The sequence below is a fragment of the Mesorhizobium sp. LEGMi-168a genome (genome assembly GCF_058312955.1).
In genome coordinates, this window is the sequence record NZ_JBZEGV010000017.1 from 109,918 (window position 1) to 128,347 (window position 18,430).

The window sequence follows — 18,430 nt, forward strand, 5'->3', positions numbered from 1 at the left end:
GCGCCGCGGGGCAGGGGTGATTCCCTTTGCTTGGCCAAAGCCTTAAGCTTCCGTCTATGACCGAATCAAAATCCATGATCCTCGGCTGCGCCGGGAAATCGCTCACCCCCGAGGAAATCCGCTTCTATCGCGATGAACGCCCCTGGGGTTTCATCCTGTTCGCGCGCAACATCGGCGAGGCCGAGCAGATCCGCGATCTCGTCGCCTCGATGCGAGACTGCGTCGGGCGCCCGGACGCTCCGGTCTTCATCGACCAGGAAGGCGGCCGGGTGCAGCGCCTGCGGCCGCCGCTGGCGCCGAACTATCCCGCCGGCGGCGCGCTTGGCGCGCTTTGGCGCGACGATCATGAGGCCGGCCGCCGCGCCGCGTGGCTCCTGGCGCGGCTGCACGCCTTCGATCTTTCCCGTTTAGGCATCGCCGCCGATTGCCTGCCGGTGCTCGACGTTCCGGTCGAGGGCGCCAGCGACGTGATCGGCGCGCGCGCTTATGGCAAAGAGCCCAATGCCGTGATCGAGCTTGGCCGGGCTTCGGCCGAAGGCCTGATGTCGGGCGGCGTCCTGCCGGTCATGAAGCATATTCCCGGACATGGCCGCGCCATCGCTGACACGCATTTCGCGCTGCCGACGGTCGACACGCCGCTCGCCGAGTTGCGGCGACATGATTTCGCCCCGTTCAAGGCGCTCAACCACCTGCCGATGGCGATGACGGCGCATGTCGTCTACAGCGCCGTCGACCCGGACAATCCGGCGACGACCTCGGCCAAGGTCGTCAACGAGGTAATCCGCGGCGAGATCGGCTTCGACGGGCTCTTGATGAGCGACGACACGTCGATGAAGGCACTTTCTGGGGATTTCCCGACAAAGGCGGCCGCGATCCTTGCGGCCGGCGTCGATCTCGTCCTTCACTGCAACGGCGTTTTCGAGGAAATGTCAGGGATCGCGGCGCGCACGACGGCGCTCGAAGGCAAGTCCTTGGCGAGAGCGGAGCGGGCGCTGACCTATATAAAGAGCCGCGACGTCGCCGACGAAAGTGCGATACGCGCGGAATTTGCCACCTATTTCGAAGCGGTGGCCTGAACCGAAGGGAAAGAAAGGCGAGTGGCGGAGACATTGGACAGCAAGGCCGCGAAGGCCGCACCGATGGACCGTCTGTGGGCCGAGAACGACGATTCACGCCTGACCGGCGATCCGTCGCTGGTGGTCGACGTCGCCGGCTTCGAGGGACCGCTCGATCTTCTCCTGCATCTTGCCCGCAACCAGAAGGTCGATCTCGCCCGCATTTCGATCCTGGCGCTCGCCGAGCAATATCTGGCCTTCATCGAGAAGGTCAGGGCGCTGAGGCTGGAGCTTGCGGCCGACTATCTGGTGATGGCGGCGTGGCTTGCCTTCCTCAAATCGAAGCTGCTGATCCCGAAGCAGCCGGGGGAAGAGGGCGAGAGCGGCGAGGAACTGGCGGCGGTTCTGCAATTCCGGCTGAAGAGGCTGGAAGCGATGCGCGATGCCGCCGCAAGGCTGGTCAACCGCAACCGGCTCGGCCGCGACGTCTTCGCGCGCGGCATGCCGGAGATGGTGATCGTCGAGAAGCGCAACGCCTATTCGGCCTCGCTCTACGATCTGCTGACCGCCTACGCGCAGCAGCGGCAGCGGCAGGCGATCAACAATGTGACGATCGCCCGGCGCGCCGTATGGTCATTGAAGGACGCGCGCGAGGTGCTGGCGCGGCTGGTCGGAACAATGAACGACTGGACGGCGCTCGACAGCTTCCTGATCCAATATCTGGCGGCGCCGGAAGAGAAGCGCACGGCGGTTGCCAGTTCCTTCGCCGCGACGCTCGAAATGGTGCGCGAGGGCAAGCTGGAAGTGCGGCAGGACCAAGTTTTCGCGCCGATCTACCTGCGCGGGCGCGCACAAGGGGTCAAGGCAGTCGAGGTGGTATCATGAGCGAACGCGCCAACGCTTCGGTCATCCCGTTCACGGTCGAGGACGATCTGGACGAGATGGCCGAACAGGGTTCCATCGAGAACCCCGCCGAGCGGCTGCAACTGTCGGAGGCCGTCCGCATGGCCGAGGCGATCATCTTCGCCAGTGCCGAGCCGGTGAGCGAACGGCAGCTGGCGGCGCGCCTGCCCGAGGGCGTCAACATAGCGGCGGCAATGGTCGATCTGCAGGAAATCTACGCCAAGCGCGGGGTAAACCTGGTGCGGGTCGGCGACGCCTGGGCGTTCCGTACCGCCGGCGATCTCGCCTTCCTGATGAGCCGCGACTCCGTCCAGCAGAGAAAGCTTTCGCGCGCGGCGCTCGAGGTGCTGGCGATCATCGCCTATCACCAGCCGGTGACGCGGGCCGAGATCGAGGACATCAGGGGCGTCGAGACCTCGAAGGGCACGCTGGACACGCTCTTGGAAACGGAGTGGGTCAGGATGCGCGGCCGGCGCCGCACGCCCGGCCGTCCCGTGACCTATGGCACGACCGATGCCTTCCTCGATCACTTCGCGCTGGAGGAAATCCGCGATCTGCCCGGCATGGAAGAGCTGAAGGGCGCCGGATTGCTGTCGACGCGCATGCCGTCCAATTTCTCGATACCGGTGCCGCCGGCCGATCCGGAGGCGCTTGCCGAGGACGAAGACGCGCTGACGGATATCGACCTCGAGGAGCTTGGGCTGCTGACCCCGCGCGTCACCGAGGAGTGACCGCAAAAAAGCCGCTCTTGCATGGTCCACGGCAGGGCTGCGCGGATTCGTAGCAAGCCGTCGACGCCGAAAGTGCGTGACATCCGCAAGCCATTTTATCAACTTCATAGCGGTTGTGTTTGAATCCCTGAGCGAAAACGCATAGATCATCGCCGAGGGAAAACATTCGAGAGAGATGGTTATGGGTTCATTTTCGATTTGGCACTGGATGATCGTACTGGTCATCGTGCTTCTGGTGTTCGGCCGGGGCAAGATCCCCGAGCTGATGGGCGACATGGCCAAGGGCATCAAGAGCTTCAAGAAGGGCATGGCTGACGACGATACCGACGACAAGCGCACCGTCGAGCATCGTGCCGACGAGACCGTTTCGCCGGGCAAGGAAAAGGTCAGCAAGAGCTGAGCTCCAGGCTCTCGTTGGAACAGCTCTCGTTGGAATAGATTGCCATGTTCGAAGTCGGCTGGAGCGAACTGCTGGTGATCGCGGTCGTCATGATCGTGGTCGTCGGGCCCAAGGATTTGCCCAACATGCTGCGCACCTTCGGCCGCACCGCGGCCAAATTGCGCGCCATGGCGGGCGACTTCCAGAAGCAGTTCAATGACGCGCTCAAGGAAGCCGAACTCGATGACGTCAAGAGTTCGATCGACAGCCTTCGAGGCCTCAACCCGATGAACGAGGTCCGCAAGCAGCTCAATCCGTTCGAGCAAGCCGCAGCCGATGTGCGGGCTGGCGTCGATACGATGATGAAGCCGAAGCCGGCCGCCGATCCCACCGAGCCGGCTGCATCGACACCGCAGGCGGCCGAGCCGCTCAAGAATGGCGCGACGGACATGCCTGGCGTCAACGGGACCGAGGCGGCTGCGGCCGCGCCGATCTTCCCGGCCATGACCGACGCTTCCCTGACCGCGCCAACTGCGGAGACCGTCGTGCCGGCCCAGCCGGTAAGAAAGTCGGCGACATCGAAAGCGAAGACGGTATCGGCCAAGGCTCCGGCGGCGAAAGCCCCGGCAAAGTCCGCGCTGGCGGCAGCAAAAGCTGCAACGCCCGCAAAGAAGGTAGGGCCCAAGGCTGAGGACAAGTCCGCTCCGGCGAAGAAGCCAGCCGTGAAGAAGGCCGCCGACACCAAGAAGACGGCGGGAGCCGCCAAGTGAGCGTTTCGGATCAGGAAAGAGACGAGATCGAGAAATCGTCGGCGCCGCTGATCGAGCACCTTATTGAGCTGCGCCGGCGGCTGATCTGGTCGCTGGGCGGCTTCTTCATCGCCTTCCTCGTCTGCTTCTTCTTCGCCAAGCGGCTGTTCAACCTTCTGGTCGTCCCGTTCAAATGGGCGACGCAATGGGCCGGGCTCGACCCGCACAAGGTCGAGCTGATCTACACCGCGCCACAGGAGTTCTTCTTCACCCAGGTGAAGCTCGCCATGTTCGGCGGCATGGTGATCGCGTTCCCGCTGATCGCCACGCAGATCTACAAGTTCATCGCGCCAGGCCTCTACAAGAACGAGCGCAGCGCTTTCCTGCCGTTCCTGATCGCGTCGCCTATCCTGTTCCTGATGGGGGCCTCGCTGGTCTATTTCTTCTTCACGCCGATGGTGATGTGGTTCTTCCTCGCCATGCAGCAGGTCGGCACCAACGACCAGGTGCAGATCTCGCTGCTGCCGAAGGTGTCGGAATATCTCAGCCTGATCATGACGCTGATCTTCTCCTTCGGCCTGGTGTTCCAGCTGCCGGTGGTGACCAGCCTGCTGACGCGCGTCGGCCTGCTGTCGTCGCAGGCGCTGGCCGAGAAGCGGAAATGGGCGATCGTCATCGCCTTCGTCGTCGCTGCGGTGCTGACGCCGCCCGATCCGATGAGCCAGATCGGCCTCGCCCTTCCAACCATCGTGCTCTACGAGGTCGCTATCTGGTCATCGCGCCTGATCGAGCGCAGCCAGGCACGCGACCGCTTGGCGCGCGAGCAGCAGGAAGAGGCGGGGAGTTCGGTCGCCAGCAAGACGCCGGACGCCTCGTCCACCTAAGCGAGGCCATCCAAGCCAGGAAAATCGCGGCGTTGCGCTTACCCGCCGTCTTGCGTCGATGGCAGATGCGGTTTACGCCCTCGAAGCTTACTTTGAGGACGGATCGACCATGCTTGATATCAAATGGATTCGCGACAACCCGAAGGCCCTTGTCGAGGCGCTGGTAAAGCGCTCGTGGTCGGCGGACGACGCGCAGCCCACCGTCGACGATCTGATCGCCAGGGATGAGGCGCGCCGTACGCATCTCAGCGAACTGCAGGTCAAGCAGGAACGCCGCAACGCCGCCTCGAAGGAGATCGGCAATGCCATGCGTTCCGGCGATTCAGCACTTGCGGAAAAGCTCAAGGGCGAAGTCAGCGATATCAAGGCGTTCATCCAGAACGGCGAGGCGCGCGAGCGCGAACTCGACAAGGCGCTGAACGACGCGCTTGCGGTGCTGCCGAATGTGCCGCTCGACGACGTGCCAGTCGGCAAGGACGAGCACGACAATGTCGTCAGGCGCATCGTCGGCGACGTGCCGACGCGACCGAACTGGGTGAAGGAGCATTTCGAGATCGGCGAAGCGCTCGGCATGATGGACTTCGAGCGCGCGGCGAAGCTGTCGGGCTCACGCTTCACGGTCCTGAAGAGCCAGCTCGCGCGCATGGAACGCGCGATCGGCCAGTTCATGATCGACCTGCACACGACCGAGCATGGCTATGAGGAAATCATCCCGCCGCTGATGGTACGCGACGAGGTGCTTTTCGGCACCAACCAGCTGCCGAAATTCGAGCTGGACCTGTTCTTCACGCCGCATGGCGACGGGCGCCTCGGCCTGATCCCGACCGCGGAAGTGCCGCTCACCAACCTCGTGCGCGAGGAGATCACGGCGCATGAAAAGCTGCCGCTGCGCTATACGGCGCTGACGCCGTGCTTCCGTTCGGAAGCGGGCTCGGCCGGCCGCGACACGCGCGGCATGCTGCGCCAGCACCAGTTCTACAAGGTCGAATTGGTGTCGATCACCGACCAGGAAAGCTCGCTCGCCGAGCATGAGCGCATGACTGAATGCGCCGAGGAGGTGCTGAAGCGGCTCGGCCTGCCATTCCGCACGGTGACGCTCTGCACCGGCGACATGGGCTTTGGCGCGCGCAAGACCTACGACATCGAGGTTTGGCTGCCGGGACAGAACGCCTATCGCGAAATCTCGTCCTGCTCGGTCTGCGGCGACTTCCAGGCCAGGCGCATGGACGCGCGCTACAAGGACAAGGACGGCAAGGGCAACCGCTTCGTCCACACGCTCAACGGTTCGGGCACCGCAGTCGGCCGCGCTCTCATTGCTGTCATCGAAAACTACCAGAATGAGGACGGCAGCGTAACCATTCCTGAAGTGCTGCGGCCTTACATGGGTGGCCTCGCCAAGATCGAATCGAAATGAGTTCATGCGCATCCTGCTGACCAACGATGACGGCATCCATGCCGAGGGGCTGGCGTCGCTCGAACGCATTGCCCGCACGCTCTCGGATGACGTCTGGGTGGTGGCGCCGGAGCAGGACCAGTCCGGCTATGCGCATTCGCTGTCGATCTCGGAGCCGCTGCGGCTGAGGACGGTCGGCGAGAAGCATTATGCCGTGCGCGGCACGCCGACCGACTGCGTCATCATGGGCACGAAAAAGATCCTGCCCGGGCCGCCGGATCTCATCCTGTCGGGCGTCAATTCCGGCGCGAACATCGCCGACGACGTCACCTATTCCGGCACCGTTGCCGGCGCCATGGAAGGCGCGTTGCTCGGCATCCGTTCGATCGCGGTGAGCCAGGCCTACTCCTATGTCGGCGAGGATCGCGTCGTTCCTTACGAGACGACCGAAGCGCTGGCGCCGGCGCTGCTGAAGAAGCTGATCGCGACGCCGCTGCCGGAAGGCGTGCTGCTCAACGTCAATTTCCCGAACTGCGCCCCCGACGAAATCGAGGGCACGGTCGTCACCTCGCAAGGCAAGCTCGTGCACAGCCTCTGGGTCGACGAGCGTCGCGACGGGCGCGGCCTGCCTTACTACTGGCTGCGCTTCGGCCGCGAGCCGGTCGAAGGCAAGAAGGGCACCGACCTCTACGCACTGCGCAACCGGCTGGTGTCGGTGACGCCGCTGCAGCTCGACCTCACCGCCCATGAACTCCGCGACCAGCTGACCAAGGCGCTGTCATGACCATGACTATCGACGACCGCGAAGGCTTCGCGGCTTTCCTGCTTCGCCTGCGGGGCAGGGGCACGGCGCCGAAAGCGTTGATCGCCGCCTTCGAGGCGACGCCGCGGCGGGGTTTCCTGTCCGCGCAGTTCCATTCGATCGCCTGGTCGGAGGGTATGCTGCCGATCGAATGCGGCGAGGCGATCGAGGGCGCGGACCTGCAGGCGGCTGTGATCGCCGCTTTGACCATCGAGCCAGGCAACCGCGTGCTCGAGATCGGCACCGGGTCGGGCTATACGGCTGCGGTGATGTCCAGGCTGGCGGCGCGCATCGTCACCGTCGACCGCTACAAGACATTGATCGAACAGGCAAAGCAGCGCTTCGAGGCGCTCGGCATCAGCAACGTCATCGCGCGCCAGGCGGATGCCTCCAACGGCCTGCCCAACGAAGGGCCGTTCGACCGCATCCTCGCCTGGGCGGCGTTCGACAGCCTGCCCCGCTTCCTGCTCGATCAATTGTCGAGCGGCGGCATCGTCATTGCGCCGATCGGCCCGGAGGAGGGCGAGCAGGTGCTGGCCAAGCTCACCAAGGTCGGCAGCCGTTTCGAGCGCGAGGACATCGGCATGGTGAGGTTGCAGCCGATCCTGCGCAGCGTGGCTACCGTCATCTGACAGACAATCGGCGGCTCCGCTAAAATTTCCTCCAATGTTTTAAGAAAATTTTCGTCGGATTCTAATGGGTTAACCCCGCAGTAACATTAACGCGCTTTAATCAGGACCAGTTTGTACCGGGTCTGTGCGGGTTAGTGCGATGCAATTCAATGGTTTGAAGGCAAACGGACGCAATCTGGCGCGTGGCTGCGCCGTCCTCGTGATCGCCGGCGCTGCGGCCGGGTGCAGTTCGCAGGCCATGCGCTTCAACGGGGTCGACGACGTCTTCACCTCGTCCACCAACAACCAGCGCTCCATCATCAACAAGCAGAATGCCGACCAGCCCTATCCGGGCGATACGGTTGCGCCCGCGCCGGTCGACGGCAGCCACACCCAGTCGGTGAGTCGCTCGAGCCTCGATCCGGTGACGTCGCAGCAGTTGCCGCCGCCCTCGCAGCCGGCCGCCGCGCCCGCCAAACCGATGCGCACCGCCTCGGCTCCGGCGCTGGCACCGGCTCCTGCCGCGCCGCATCTCGACAAGACAGCCACCGGCACCGTCGCGCCGGCCGCCAAGCCGTTCAAGACCGCCGAGCCGGATGCCGTGCGCAACGCAAGTGCTGCGCCGCACGCGACCGAGATCGTCGTCAGGGAAGGCGAGACGATTTCGGGCCTCGCGCGGCAATATCATGTGCCGGCGGATGCGATCATCAAGGTCAATGGGCTCGACACCAACAAGGGCATCAGAACCGGCCAGAAAATCGTCATCCCGGCCTATGCCTATTCGAGCAAGGGCGAGCCCAAGGTCGCCGACGCCACCAAGCCCGTGAACACTCCGAAGCAGCCTGCCGGCGCGCCGGAGAAGGTTGCCGTGCTGCCGCAGCAGCCGAAGCTCAAGGACGGCAAGTCGGCCGCGCAGGTCGACGCATCGGCGGCCGCCAGCGGCTCGAAGAACGCCAAGCCCGCGCCGCAGACGGCCGAGGCCAAGCCGGCCGGCGCCGGCGGCACCTACACCGTCCAGCAGGGCGATTCCCTGTCTTCGATTGCTCGCAAGACCGGCGTCAGCGCCACGGCGCTCAAGCAGGCCAACGGCATGAAGGACGGGCTGCTGAAGATCGGTCAGACGCTCAAGGTTCCGGCCGGCGGCACCGTTGCCGTCGCTGCCGCAAAGCCTGCCGCTACCAAGCCGACGGTCGATCCCGTCACGACGGCGACGACGCAGCCGCCGGCAAAGACCACGCCGTCGCAGACGCTCGCCTCCTACACGCCGCCGAAGAAGGACGCGAAAGTCATTCAGCAGGCCGAGGACGACGATGCGGTGGCGCCGGATGCGACCGGCATCGGCAAGATGCGCTGGCCGGTGCGCGGCCGCGTCATCTCCGGCTTCGGCTCCGGCAAGGATGGCGTCGACATCGCGGTGCCGGAAGGAACGCCGATCAAGGCGGCCGAGAACGGCGTCGTCATCTATGCCGGCGACGGCCTCAAGGAATTCGGCAATACCGTGCTGGTGCGCCACGAGAACGGGTTGGTCACTGTCTACGGCCACGCCAGCTCGATCGAGGTGCAGCGCGGCCAGAAGGTCAAGCGCGGCCAGGAGATCGCGCTGTCCGGCATGAGCGGCACGACGGACTCGCCGAAGCTGCACTTCGAGGTGCGTAAGAATTCCGCCCCGGTCGACCCGAGCGGCTATCTCGAATAGAACAAGAACAAATTGCGGGCCGCCTGACCTCCAGTCCGGCCCGCCGTCTTCAGCCCGCTCCGTCACGGAGCGGGCTTTTTCAGTTGCAGCCCGAATGGAAGGATCGTCAGTCCTTGAGCGGCTTGCCGAGCCGGCCGGCAAGGTCCTGCGTGAATTGCCAGGCGACGCGGCCGGAGCGGCTGCCGCGCGTCGTCGCCCATTCCAGTGCTTCCGCGCGCAGCGTCTCGGGGTCGATGGCGAGGTCGTGGTAACGGACATAGCCGTCGATCATGTCGAGATATTCGTCCTGCGAGCATTTGTGGAAACCGAGCCACAGGCCGAACCGGTCGGAGAGCGAAACCTTTTCCTCCACGGCTTCCGACGGGTTGATGGCGGTCGAGCGCTCATTGTCGATCATGTCGCGCGGCAACAGATGCCGCCGGTTCGACGTGGCGTAGAAGATGACATTGGCCGGGCGACCCTCGACACCGCCTTCAAGTGCGGCCTTCAGCGACTTGTAGGAGGTGTCGTCGTGGTCGAAGGAAAGGTCGTCGCAAAACAGGATGAAGCGGTAGGGCGCAGCCTTCAGCAGGCCCATCAGCTTCGGCAGCGTGTCGATGTCCTCGCGGTGGATCTCGATCAGCTTGAGCGGCCGGTCGAGCTTGTCCGAGGCGTTGACCTCGGCGTGCACGGCCTTGACCAGCGACGACTTGCCCATGCCCCGCGCGCCCCAGAGCAGCACGTTGTTGGCGGCGAAGCCGGACGCGAAGCGCTCGGTATTGTCGAGCAGGATGTCGCGGACCCGGTCGACGCCGCGGATCAGGCCGATGTCGACGCGGTTGACCTTGCGTACAGGCTCCAGGTAGCCGGGATCGGCTTGCCAGACGAAGCAGTCGGCCACCAACAGGTCTGTCTCGGGAATGGCAGGCGGGGCGAGGCGGGACACCGCCTCGATCAGGCGGTCGAGCTTCTTGTTCAGGGCTTCCAGGCTATCGGTCATTTCCGGTCTTTTTCTTCTGGCATTTCGGAATGCGGAAACAGCTCCGTGGCGGCGCTGCAAGAACCAGCCCCAAGCTTTTGTTGGAGCATGATCTTTTCGGCAAGGCCGAGCAGCTTCCCGCTGCGACGCTCTAGCACGCGCCAAACGGCTGGAAAAGCAACGGATTCGCCAGCTCGCGCAGTTGCATTGGCAACTTTACCGACTATATTCCGCCCAAATTTTGCGGGGCCGCCTCTGGCGGTTTTTCATCATCCAGGAGTTTCTTGATGTTCGTCACACCGGCATACGCCCAGGGCGTCGGCACCTCGCCAGACATGTTCATCAGCATTTTGCCGTTTGTCCTGATTTTCGTGATCATGTATTTTCTGATCATCAGGCCGCAGCGCACGCAGCTGAAGAAACGCCAGGAAATGCTGGCTGCGGTGCGCCGCGGCGATACGGTGGTGACCGGCGGCGGCTTCGTCGGCAAGGTGACCAAGGTGATCGACGACAATGAGCTGGAGATCGACCTTGGCGGCGGAACCAAGGTGACGGCGCTGCGCTCGACGATCTCTGACGTTCGCGTCAAGGGCGAGCCGGTGGCGAACCAGAACGCCAAGAAGTAATCATCACCTCGATGGCGGAACGCTGCCGCTTGTACGCCTGAACGGATAAGAACGAATGCTGTATTTCTCGCGCCTGAAGATGATCCTGATCTGGCTGGCCGTGGCCGTCACAGTGATCCTCGCCGCGCCCAACCTGTTCCCGGCAAGCACGCTGGCGCAACTGCCGAGCTGGGTGCCGAAACGACAGATGACACTCGGCCTCGACCTTCAGGGCGGCTCGCACATCCTGCTCGAAATGAATCAGAACGATCTGATCAAGGACAGGATGGAGACGACGCGCGACGAGATCAGGACGCTGCTGCGCGACGCCAACCCCAAGATCAACTACACCGGCCTTTCCGGCTCCGGCCGCACCGTGCAGGTGCGCATCACGGACCCAAATCAGCTCGACCAGGCCAAGAAGGTTCTGAAGCCACTGACCGACCCGGTGGCCGCAGGGCTGTTCAGCGGCGGTTCCATCCAGGAAATGGCGCTGGATGATTCCGAGCCCGGCCTGCTCAAATTCACCGTCACCGACGCCGGCTTGAAATACCGGACCTCGACGGCGCTGACGCAATCGATCGAAGTCGTCGAACGCCGCGTCAACGAGCTCGGCACGACCGAGCCGATCGTGCAGCGGCAGGGCGACGATCGCATCCTGGTGCAGGTGCCGGGCCTGCAGGATCCGCAGCGGCTGAAGGAAATCCTCGGCCAGACCGCCAAGCTGACCTTCCAGATGGTCGACCAGTCGATGCCGGTGCAGGATGCGCTGAAGGGCCGTCCGCCCGCTGGTTCGTCGGTCCTCTACTCGCAGGACGATCCGCCGGTTCCTTATCTGATCGAGAATCGCGTCATCGTTTCAGGCGAGAATCTGGTCGACGCGCAGGCGACCTATAATTCTCAGACCAACGAGCCGGTCGTTTCGTTCCGTTTCGATTCCAAGGGAGCGACCCGCTTCGGCCAGGCGACGGCGCAGAATGTCGGCAAGCTGTTCGCCATCATTCTCGACAACCAGGTGATTTCTGCGCCGCAGATCCGCGAGCCCATCCTCGGCGGCACCGGCCAGATTTCCGGCAATTTCACGCCGCAGAGCGCCAACGACCTTGCCGTGCTGCTGCGCGCCGGGGCGCTGCCGGCGACGCTGACGGTGATCGAAGAGCGCACGGTGGGTCCGGGCCTCGGCCAGGACTCCATCCACGCCGGCAAGGTCGCGGGCGTGATCGGCTCGATCCTCGTCGTCGCCTTCATGTTCGTCGCCTACGGCTTCCTCGGCTTCCTCGCCAATATCGCGCTGGCCGTCCACGTGGCGATGATCGTGGCGCTGCTGTCGCTGCTGGGCGCCACGCTCACTCTGCCGGGCATCGCCGGTATCGTGCTCACCATCGGCATGGCGGTGGACTCCAACGTTCTGATCTACGAGCGCATCCGCGAGGAGCGGCGAAACGGCCGCTCGGTGATCCAGGCGATCGACACCGGCTTCTCCAAGGCGCTGGCAACGATCGTCGATTCCAACGTGACGTCGCTGATCGCGACGGTGGTGCTGTTCTGGCTGGGCACCGGCCCGGTGAAGGGTTTTGCCATCACCTACGCCATCGGCATCCTGACCACCGTTTTCACTGCCTTCACCTTCACCCGCATGCTGGTGTCGATTTGGCTGCGCCGCGCCCGTCCGAAGGAATTGCCGCGTGCGCCGGTCACCTTCATTCCGCCGGGAACCAAGATCCCGTTCATGGGCATTCGCCGCTGGACCTTCGCTTTGTCCAGCCTGTTGTCGATCCTGTCGGTCGTCGGGTTCCTGACCATCGACATCAACTACGGCATCGACTTCAAGGGCGGCTCGATGATCGAGGTGCAGTCCAAGCAGGGCGACGCCGATCTCGGCGACATCCGCAACAGGCTGTCCGAGCTCAATATCGGCGAGATCCAGGTGCAGCAGTTCGGCGCGCCGAACGACGTCCTGATCCGCGTCGGCACCCAGGACGCCGGCGAGAACGCCGAGCAGACCGTCATCGACAAGGTGCGGGGCGAACTGCAGGACCAGTATGACTTCCGCCGCGTCGAGGTGGTGGGGCCGACCGTCTCGGGCGAACTCGCCAAGCAGGGCACGATCGCGATGCTGATCGCGCTGGTCGGCATCCTGCTCTATGTCTGGTTCCGCTTCGAATGGCAGTTCGCGGTCGGCGCCATCGTCGCCACCGTCCACGATGTGGTGATGACGATCGGCTTCTTCGTCCTATCTGGGCTGGAGTTCAACCAGTCGTCGCTGGCGGCGATCCTGACCATCATCGGCTATTCGCTGAACGACACCATCGTCGTCTACGACCGCGTCCGCGAGGATCTTCGAAGATACAAGAAGATGCCGCTGCCGCAGCTCTTGAACAACGCCATTAACGAGACGCTGTCCAGAACAACGCTGACCTCGGTGACGACCATCCTGGCGCTGCTGGCGCTGGTGCTGTTCGGCGGCGAGGTGATCCGCTCCTTCACGCTGGCGATGCTGTTCGGCGTGGTGTTCGGCACCTATTCGTCGATCTTCATCGCTGCGCCGCTGCTGATCCTCTTCAAGCTCAGGCCGCAGGCCACGACCTCCGAAGAGGACAAGCCGGTGAACGGCAAGGCCGTGGCGACCTGACGCCGCTAGAGCCGGATGATTTCAGGTCGAGTCGACCTGAAATCTGAATCCGGCTCTAGAGCGGTTCAGCGTTTCACGGAATCGCCGAACCGCTCTAAGTATTTGTTTTTGCGCAATTCCGGACGGAAAACCGCTACGCACTTTTCCTGGAATTGCTCTAGATCAAAGAGACAGAGCATGATGTCGTCCGAAAACCGCTCCACACTCTTCGGCATCATGCTCTAGACCTATGGCCAAAGGCATCATCATCCGCGAGGCGCATTTCCCCGGCAGGGCGCCGATCGAAGCCTATGGCAATGGCGGCTTCCGCTTTGCCGACATGTCGCATCGCGGCTCGTTGCTCTGCCTGCCGTCCGGTATCCATGGCTGGGAGCCGGTCGATCCGCTGGCGCTGAAGGCTTCCGACTTCGACAAGCTGTTCGCTGAAGCCGACAGGATAGAGATCCTGCTGGTCGGCACCGGCAAGGATCTGCGGCCGTTGCCGACGGCACTGCGCGCCGCGTTCAAGGAGGCCGGTATCTCGGCCGATCCGATGTCGACTGGCGCGGCGGTGCGGACCTACAACGTGCTTTTGGCCGAGGACCGCGCCGTGGCCGCAGCGCTGATTGCCGTCGATTGAATGGCTGGCGGATCGACTATTGTCATGGACGCGGTGCGCGCCGCCGACCCTGACCGCTATCTCTCGGCGCTCTATGCGCCGGCCGACAAGCGCGACGCGTTGCTCGCGCTTTATGCCTTCAATGCCGAGATCGCCGGCGTTCGCGACCGCATCCACGAGCCGCTGCCGGGCGAGGTCCGACTGCAGTGGTGGCGCGATGTCATCAATGCCGAGGGACCGGAGGACACCGGCCATCCGACCGCCGATGCGCTGAGGGCGGCGATCGCCGCCAACCATCTGCCGAAATCCGCTTTCGAAAACATGCTCGAGGCACGCATCTTCGATCTCTATGACGATCCGATGCCGTCGCGAACCGATCTCGAAGGCTATTGCGGCGAGACGGCCGCAGCGCTGATCCAGCTTGCGGCGATGGCGCTCGATCCAATTGCCGCGCCACGCTTTGCCGAACTGGCGGGCAGGGCAGGCTGCGCGCAGGCGATCACCGGCCTGCTGCTCTTGCTGCCGCTGCACCGTCGGCGGGGCCAGTGCTACGTGCCAGCCGACATCCTGGTGGCATCCGGGACGACACCGGAAGAGTTCGTCAAAGGTGAGGGCGATGCTGCCGCGGAGCGAGCGGTGGCGGCGATGATCGCGCTGGCGCGGGAACATCTCGGCGCCTTCGAGAAGGGTGCGCCGGCGCTCCCCGTGTCGCTGCGCGCCGCCTTCCTTCCGCTGGCGCTGACACGCGCCTATCTCGACAAGTTGGAAAAGGCGGGTCGAGCTCCACTCGCCGACACTGCGACGCTCTCAACCTTGCGCCGGCACTGGCTGCTCTTGCGTCATGCCATGCGCGGCTGGACGCCCCTTTGACGTAAACGTCAATTATGCTAGGGGGTTCTGCCGCGTGGACTCGCGTCGAAGAAATGCGGGCCGCCGGAGGAGCCGCCTTTCCATGAGCCTGCCAGTCCTGGTCGTCCTAGTTGTGTTCGGCATCGCGTTGTCCGTCGCGGCCGTGCATTTCACCGGCGGCACGACAACCGTGACGCTTGCAGGCGCCGGCCAGGCACTCGCACGTTTTGCCGAGGATTTCCCCGATGAAAAGCCAGGCACCGTGCGGCTGACAGCCGACAACCGCGCCGCGTTCCTCGAACTCGACCCGCAACGTTGCGGCATCGTCCAGAGCATCGGCGACTGTTTTCTGACACGCATCGTCACGCCGCAGGACATTCTGGCGCTGGCGAGGGAAGGAAACGTCGTGACCCTCAGGCTGAACGACTTCACCTGGAAGGGCGGAAAGTTTGCCTTTGGCGACGAGGCCGACGCGCAGGCCGTGACGGCGGCGCTACAGAACCACGATCAGATCCGAAAGGCGGCGTGATGGACGAGTACAATTTCCCGCAGGTCACCCAGCTTGCCATCCCGTTCTTCGTCGCTGCGATCCTGATCGAGCTCTGGCTGGTGCGCACAGGGCGCGCCAAGGGATCATTCGAGACGCGCGACACGCTGGCCAGCCTGATGATGGGAACCGGCAATGTCGTTGCCGGCCTGCTGCTTGGCGTCGTGTCCTACTGGGCGCTGCTCTGGCTTTGGCAATTCCGCTTCTTCAATCTCGGCCTGTCGATCTGGGTGTTTGTCGCCGCTTTCCTGCTCGATGATTTGCGCTACTACGTCTATCACCGCATCGCGCACCGGGTGCGCTGGGTGTGGGCCGAGCACGTCAACCATCATTCCAGCCAGCATTACAATCTCTCGACGGCGCTCAGGCAGAGCTGGACCGGCCTCTTCACCTTCATGTTCATCCTGCAGGCGCCGCTGGTGGTGCTCGGCTTTCATCCGGCGGTGATTGCATTTGCCTTCGGCTTCAACCTGATCTGGCAGTTCTGGATCCACACCGAGACCATCGGCAAGATGTGGAGTTGGTTCGAATTCATCTTCAACACGCCCTCGCACCACCGCGTCCACCACGCCACCAATCCGCGCTATCTCGATGCGAACTTCGCTGGCACGCTGATCATCTGGGACCGCATGTTCGGCACTTTCGTCGAGGAGCTGGAGGAGGACCGGCCGCGTTACGGCATCGTCAAGAACATCGGCACCTTCAACCCGCTGAAGGTGGCCTTCCATGAATGGATCGGCATGTTCAAGGATGCCCTGATACCGGGGCTGACGCTTCGTGAGCGCCTCAACTATCTCATCCAGCCGCCCGGCTGGAGCCATGACGGCTCGCGCGACACGTCGGAGACGCTGAAGGCGGCATATGTGAGGAGAAATCCAAGCGAAGCAGGAAAGCCGGGGTTGCCGGCGGCGCGTGTCGAGCCCGCTGAATAGTGGTCAGGACGGTTCGCTGCCGCCACGTATCAGTGCTTCATAGTCGCGGCCGCCGTAGAAGATGTTGACGATGTACACGGCATCATTTTCGATCACATAGGCGATGACGGCGGAGTGTTCGAACGGGACTATTCTCAGTCCAGGCAAGATGTCATCGCGCAGGCGGCCACCGCGTGGGGCATTTCCGATGCTTTGGCAGCGATCCTCGATGCGCAGAACAAATTTCAGGGCAACATCAGGGTTCTCGCCAGCATCGGCAATATACCGGAAAATATCTGCCAGATCGTTCTTGGCGCTTTCGCGATACTCGACCTCAAGCCGCCGAATCATCGGCACGCTTCGAATATTGAGCGGAAAGCTCCCGAAGATGAGTGCGAACCTCTTCGCTAGAAAGGTTTGGCCTCTTGTCCTCGATCGAGGCCTTCACCCGCGCCCGGATCGAGGCCATGCGCTCGGCATGCTCTTCCTCTTCGCGCTGGAAGGCGCGCAGCGCCGCGCGAATGACCTCGCTCGCCGATCCGAAAGAGCCGTCCTCGACCTTTTCGCGGATCATGCGCGCCATGGCTGGCGTGACGGTGATGGACAGTTTCTCGGCGGCTTCCATGGCACTGCTCCGACCATATAAAGTAGGATGATATCCTACTTTATATGGTCCGTCCAATCGGAACCGAAAAGCTTATTCCGCGGCCTGCGCTTGCGCTGGCAGGCCCAACCACACCCGACAATCGGCCAGCGCACGGGCCGTGATGGCACGGCGCTTGGCGACGGTCTTGTCCTTGCCGCGCAGGCGCTTGCCCTCGGCCTTTGGCGCCTCGGCCGGCGGGAACAGGCCGAAATTCACGTTCATCGGCTGGAAGGAGCGTTTTCCGGGCTCGTCGTCGGAAACGATATGGCCGCCGGTGATGTGGTTGAGCAGCGCGCCGAAGGCGGTGGTCGCCGGCGGCAGCGAAGCGGCCTGGCCGAGCTGCCCGGCGGCGGCGAAACGGCCGGCAAGCAATCCGATCGCCGCACTTTCGACATAGCCTTCGCAACCGGTGATCTGGCCGGCGAAACGCAGACCCGGGCGCGAATTGAGCTGCAGCGACGGATCGAGCAGCGTCGGCGAGTTGATGTAGGTGTTGCGGTGCAGGCCGCCGAGGCGGGCGAACTCGGCGTTTTCGAGCCCTGGAATGGTTCGGAAGATGCGCACCTGCTCGGCATGCTTCAGCTTGGTCTGGAAACCGACCATGTTGTAGAGCGTGCCCAGCGCATTATCCTGGCGGAGTTGCACCACGGCATAGGCCTTGACCGACGGATTGTGGACGTTGGTCAGGCCCATCGGCTTCATCGGCCCATAGCGCAGCGTCTCGACGCCGCGCTCGGCCATCACCTCGATCGGCAGGCAGCCGTCGAAATAGGGCGTGCCTTCCCACTGCTTGAATTCGGTCTTTTGCCCCTCCAGCAGCGCCTGGACGAAGCCAAGATACTGCTCCTTGTCCATCGGGCAGTTGATGTAGTCCTTGCCGGTGCCGCCCGGACCGACCTTGTCGTAACGCGACTGGAACCAGCAGGTATCCATGTCGATCGTGTCGAAATGCACGATCGGCGCGATGGCGTCGAAGAAGGCGAGCGCATCGGCGCCTGTTGCCTCGGCGATCGACTGGGCAAGCGAGGGCGCTGTCAGCGGCCCGGTGGCGATGATAGCCTGGTCCCACTCCGCCGGCGGCAGACCGGGTACTTCCTCGCGCTGGATCGTGATCAGCGGATGCGCTTCGATCTTCGCGGTGACCGCGTCGGAAAAGCCGTCGCGGTCGACGGCAAGCGCGCCGCCGGCCGGGACCTGGTGCGCGTCGCCGGCGCTCATGATCAGCGAGCCGGCGAGCCGCATTTCGGCATGCAGCAGGCCGACCGCATTGGTCTCGGCATCGTCCGAACGAAAGGAATTGGAGCAGACGAGCTCGGCCAGACCGTCGGTCTTATGGGCGTCGGTGCCGCGCACCGGGCGCATTTCGTGCAGCACGACCGGGACGCCGGCTTCGGCGATCTGCCATGCAGCTTCGGAGCCGGCGAGGCCGCCGCCGATGACGTGAACGGGATTTTTGCTCATGAGCGCCGGAATAGTCGCTT

Annotated in this window: 20 protein-coding genes; 16 read left to right on the forward strand and 4 right to left on the reverse strand. The window is 63.8% G+C overall.

Annotated elements, in window-relative coordinates:
* Window positions 1-56 precede the first annotated feature (56 nt).
* The 10 genes from nagZ to AC4FWB_RS21635 all read left to right on the forward strand — a co-directional run bounded on the left by nagZ (window position 57) and on the right by AC4FWB_RS21635 (window position 9,203).
* The gene (gene nagZ, locus AC4FWB_RS21590) at window positions 57-1,076 is read left to right on the forward strand and encodes a beta-N-acetylhexosaminidase (protein ID WP_491028276.1); all 1,020 of its coding nucleotides are present in this window, start codon (window positions 57-59) and stop codon (window positions 1,074-1,076) included.
* A 63-nt stretch (window positions 1,077-1,139) separates the two neighbouring features.
* Window positions 1,140-1,940 (forward strand): segregation and condensation protein A, encoded by an 801-nt coding sequence (locus AC4FWB_RS21595; protein ID WP_491028313.1) that lies wholly within the window; start codon window positions 1,140-1,142, stop codon window positions 1,938-1,940.
* Complete coding sequence (scpB, locus tag AC4FWB_RS21600; protein WP_491028277.1) at window positions 1,937-2,689, forward strand: SMC-Scp complex subunit ScpB; 753 nt, start codon at window positions 1,937-1,939, stop codon at window positions 2,687-2,689. The genes AC4FWB_RS21595 and scpB overlap by 4 nt, the downstream gene beginning before the upstream one ends.
* 181 nt (window positions 2,690-2,870) lie before the next feature.
* Window positions 2,871-3,089, forward strand: a complete 219-nt coding sequence (locus AC4FWB_RS21605) for a twin-arginine translocase TatA/TatE family subunit (RefSeq protein WP_059185404.1) — start codon at window positions 2,871-2,873, stop codon at window positions 3,087-3,089.
* Window positions 3,090-3,133: 44 nt separating this feature from the next.
* Window positions 3,134-3,838 carry a Sec-independent protein translocase protein TatB gene (tatB, locus tag AC4FWB_RS21610; RefSeq protein WP_491028278.1) on the forward strand — a complete coding sequence of 235 codons (705 nt, stop codon included), beginning with the start codon at window positions 3,134-3,136 and terminating at the stop codon, window positions 3,836-3,838.
* Window positions 3,835-4,701 (forward strand): twin-arginine translocase subunit TatC, encoded by an 867-nt coding sequence (gene tatC, locus AC4FWB_RS21615; protein WP_491028279.1) that lies wholly within the window; start codon window positions 3,835-3,837, stop codon window positions 4,699-4,701. Before tatB ends, tatC begins: the two co-directional genes overlap by 4 nt.
* A 109-nt stretch (window positions 4,702-4,810) precedes the next feature.
* The gene (gene serS, locus AC4FWB_RS21620; RefSeq protein ID WP_491028280.1) at window positions 4,811-6,115 is read left to right on the forward strand and encodes a serine--tRNA ligase; all 1,305 of its coding nucleotides are present in this window, start codon (window positions 4,811-4,813) and stop codon (window positions 6,113-6,115) included.
* A 4-nt stretch (window positions 6,116-6,119) separates the two neighbouring features.
* Entirely contained in the window at window positions 6,120-6,878 is a 759-nt protein-coding gene (gene surE, locus AC4FWB_RS21625; protein ID WP_192245961.1) for a 5'/3'-nucleotidase SurE, read from the forward strand.
* A complete protein-coding gene (locus AC4FWB_RS21630) occupies window positions 6,875-7,528 on the forward strand; it encodes a protein-L-isoaspartate(D-aspartate) O-methyltransferase (protein WP_491028281.1) in 654 nt (217 codons plus the stop codon). The genes surE and AC4FWB_RS21630 overlap by 4 nt, the downstream gene beginning before the upstream one ends.
* Window positions 7,529-7,667: 139 nt before the next feature.
* On the forward strand, window positions 7,668-9,203 hold the full coding sequence (locus AC4FWB_RS21635) for a peptidoglycan DD-metalloendopeptidase family protein (protein WP_491028282.1): 1,536 nt from the start codon (window positions 7,668-7,670) through the stop codon (window positions 9,201-9,203).
* Window positions 9,204-9,309: 106 nt separating this feature from the next.
* Here AC4FWB_RS21635 and AC4FWB_RS21640 read toward each other — a convergent pair whose 3' ends face one another.
* Entirely contained in the window at window positions 9,310-10,182 is an 873-nt protein-coding gene (locus AC4FWB_RS21640; RefSeq protein ID WP_491028283.1) for an ATP-binding protein, read from the reverse strand.
* A gap of 266 nt (window positions 10,183-10,448) precedes the next feature.
* Here AC4FWB_RS21640 and yajC point away from each other — a divergent pair, with 266 nt between their 5' ends.
* From yajC to AC4FWB_RS21670, 6 genes are all read left to right on the forward strand, one after another.
* Window positions 10,449-10,787 carry a preprotein translocase subunit YajC gene (yajC, locus tag AC4FWB_RS21645; protein WP_067000009.1) on the forward strand — a complete coding sequence of 113 codons (339 nt, stop codon included), beginning with the start codon at window positions 10,449-10,451 and terminating at the stop codon, window positions 10,785-10,787.
* Window positions 10,788-10,842: 55 nt separating this feature from the next.
* Entirely contained in the window at window positions 10,843-13,398 is a 2,556-nt protein-coding gene (gene secDF, locus AC4FWB_RS21650; RefSeq protein WP_491028284.1) for a protein translocase subunit SecDF, read from the forward strand.
* Window positions 13,399-13,627: 229 nt separating this feature from the next.
* Window positions 13,628-14,017 (forward strand): Mth938-like domain-containing protein, encoded by a 390-nt coding sequence (locus AC4FWB_RS21655; protein WP_491028285.1) that lies wholly within the window; start codon window positions 13,628-13,630, stop codon window positions 14,015-14,017.
* A gap of 24 nt (window positions 14,018-14,041) precedes the next feature.
* On the forward strand, window positions 14,042-14,866 hold the full coding sequence (locus AC4FWB_RS21660; RefSeq protein WP_491028286.1) for a phytoene/squalene synthase family protein: 825 nt from the start codon (window positions 14,042-14,044) through the stop codon (window positions 14,864-14,866).
* An 82-nt stretch (window positions 14,867-14,948) separates the two neighbouring features.
* Entirely contained in the window at window positions 14,949-15,374 is a 426-nt protein-coding gene (locus tag AC4FWB_RS21665; protein ID WP_491028288.1) for a hypothetical protein, read from the forward strand.
* The gene (locus AC4FWB_RS21670) at window positions 15,374-16,324 is read left to right on the forward strand and encodes a sterol desaturase family protein (protein WP_491028289.1); all 951 of its coding nucleotides are present in this window, start codon (window positions 15,374-15,376) and stop codon (window positions 16,322-16,324) included. Before AC4FWB_RS21665 ends, AC4FWB_RS21670 begins: the two co-directional genes overlap by 1 nt.
* A 3-nt stretch (window positions 16,325-16,327) precedes the next feature.
* Here AC4FWB_RS21670 and AC4FWB_RS21675 read toward each other — a convergent pair whose 3' ends face one another.
* From AC4FWB_RS21675 to trmFO, 3 genes are all read right to left on the reverse strand, one after another.
* On the reverse strand, window positions 16,328-16,654 hold the full coding sequence (locus AC4FWB_RS21675; RefSeq protein ID WP_491028290.1) for a type II toxin-antitoxin system RelE/ParE family toxin: 327 nt from the start codon (window positions 16,652-16,654) through the stop codon (window positions 16,328-16,330).
* On the reverse strand, window positions 16,638-16,928 hold the full coding sequence (locus AC4FWB_RS21680; protein ID WP_491028291.1) for a type II toxin-antitoxin system ParD family antitoxin: 291 nt from the start codon (window positions 16,926-16,928) through the stop codon (window positions 16,638-16,640). The genes AC4FWB_RS21675 and AC4FWB_RS21680 overlap by 17 nt, the downstream gene beginning before the upstream one ends.
* Window positions 16,929-17,000: 72 nt before the next feature.
* Complete coding sequence (trmFO, locus tag AC4FWB_RS21685; RefSeq protein ID WP_491028292.1) at window positions 17,001-18,410, reverse strand: methylenetetrahydrofolate--tRNA-(uracil(54)-C(5))-methyltransferase (FADH(2)-oxidizing) TrmFO; 1,410 nt, start codon at window positions 18,408-18,410, stop codon at window positions 17,001-17,003.
* Window positions 18,411-18,430: the final 20 nt, after the last annotated feature.

Coding starts and splice junctions, on each gene's coding strand:
- nagZ (WP_491028276.1), top strand. CDS start 57: ATGACCGAATCAAAATCCATGATCCTCGGCTGCGCCGGGAAATCGCTC.
- AC4FWB_RS21595 (WP_491028313.1), top strand. CDS start 1,140: ATGGACCGTCTGTGGGCCGAGAACGACGATTCACGCCTGACCGGCGAT.
- scpB (WP_491028277.1), top strand. CDS start 1,937: ATGAGCGAACGCGCCAACGCTTCGGTCATCCCGTTCACGGTCGAGGAC.
- AC4FWB_RS21605 (WP_059185404.1), top strand. CDS start 2,871: ATGGGTTCATTTTCGATTTGGCACTGGATGATCGTACTGGTCATCGTG.
- tatB (WP_491028278.1), top strand. CDS start 3,134: ATGTTCGAAGTCGGCTGGAGCGAACTGCTGGTGATCGCGGTCGTCATG.
- serS (WP_491028280.1), top strand. CDS start 4,811: ATGCTTGATATCAAATGGATTCGCGACAACCCGAAGGCCCTTGTCGAG.
- surE (WP_192245961.1), top strand. CDS start 6,120: ATGCGCATCCTGCTGACCAACGATGACGGCATCCATGCCGAGGGGCTG.
- AC4FWB_RS21630 (WP_491028281.1), top strand. CDS start 6,875: ATGACCATGACTATCGACGACCGCGAAGGCTTCGCGGCTTTCCTGCTT.
- AC4FWB_RS21635 (WP_491028282.1), top strand. CDS start 7,668: ATGCAATTCAATGGTTTGAAGGCAAACGGACGCAATCTGGCGCGTGGC.
- AC4FWB_RS21640 (WP_491028283.1), bottom strand. CDS start 10,182: ATGACCGATAGCCTGGAAGCCCTGAACAAGAAGCTCGACCGCCTGATC.
- yajC (WP_067000009.1), top strand. CDS start 10,449: ATGTTCGTCACACCGGCATACGCCCAGGGCGTCGGCACCTCGCCAGAC.
- secDF (WP_491028284.1), top strand. CDS start 10,843: ATGCTGTATTTCTCGCGCCTGAAGATGATCCTGATCTGGCTGGCCGTG.
- AC4FWB_RS21655 (WP_491028285.1), top strand. CDS start 13,628: ATGGCCAAAGGCATCATCATCCGCGAGGCGCATTTCCCCGGCAGGGCG.
- AC4FWB_RS21660 (WP_491028286.1), top strand. CDS start 14,042: ATGGACGCGGTGCGCGCCGCCGACCCTGACCGCTATCTCTCGGCGCTC.
- AC4FWB_RS21665 (WP_491028288.1), top strand. CDS start 14,949: ATGAGCCTGCCAGTCCTGGTCGTCCTAGTTGTGTTCGGCATCGCGTTG.
- AC4FWB_RS21670 (WP_491028289.1), top strand. CDS start 15,374: ATGGACGAGTACAATTTCCCGCAGGTCACCCAGCTTGCCATCCCGTTC.
- AC4FWB_RS21675 (WP_491028290.1), bottom strand. CDS start 16,654: ATGATTCGGCGGCTTGAGGTCGAGTATCGCGAAAGCGCCAAGAACGAT.
- AC4FWB_RS21680 (WP_491028291.1), bottom strand. CDS start 16,928: ATGGAAGCCGCCGAGAAACTGTCCATCACCGTCACGCCAGCCATGGCG.
- trmFO (WP_491028292.1), bottom strand. CDS start 18,410: ATGAGCAAAAATCCCGTTCACGTCATCGGCGGCGGCCTCGCCGGCTCC.